Raw genomic sequence first — 635 nt, 5'->3', positions numbered from 1 at the left:
CGGAACAATAAATCATCACGAATATTCATTAAACGTTCGTTTAATTCACTGCCTTTGAAAATCGTTTGTTCACTATTAGTTTCTTTAATCAATTCCCGTCGTTCAGCCGCGGTTGTCTGTTCAAAATCAAGCTCTGGATAAAGTTTTTTAGTCGTGCGATCAACTACTTTATTTAAGAGTTCATCTGCTTTTTTTAGTGAACTTTCTTGTTGGTTAATCGTCAATAATTGCTTAGTGACATCTTCACCAACAGCGTGCTTAATTAAGGTACTGTTTTTCCAATTAAATAGCATGCGCCGCTTATCATCTAAACTTTCCAAACTAATATAAGTTTTCAGTTCGTGGCTTAACTCTTTGACCACTTTTTTCTCGTTAAACGAGAAGTGTTTACTTAGGCTATCCAAGTGACCTCGATTAATTACTTTTTCTTGATTGTTTTTATAATTCGCTTTGGTCTTGCGATAGTCCTTAACTTGTTGGTTAAATTCTTTCCTTTTACTCCGCTTACTATTGATTCCCTCATGTTGAGTTGGAACTTCATCTATTCCTTGATTTTCAAAAGATTTTTCACTGATCCGATCAGGAATATTTTTTTGCTCTAAAACCTGATTGACACTAACTGCCCAATTATGACG

Annotated in this window: 1 protein-coding gene; it reads right to left on the bottom strand. The window is 34.6% G+C overall.

The features are described from left to right. Positions 1–635, bottom strand: a 635-nt coding sequence (locus LKE01_RS11965) for a MobA/MobL family protein (RefSeq protein WP_186806024.1), incomplete at both ends; no start/stop codon positions are given.

It is taken from the genome of Lentilactobacillus kefiri, from assembly GCF_007989105.1.
Classification (GTDB): Bacteria; Bacillota; Bacilli; order Lactobacillales; family Lactobacillaceae; genus Lentilactobacillus; species Lentilactobacillus kefiri.
The sequence above is the reverse complement of the archived record's forward strand: the minus strand, read 5'-3'. Positions and strand labels throughout refer to the sequence as shown.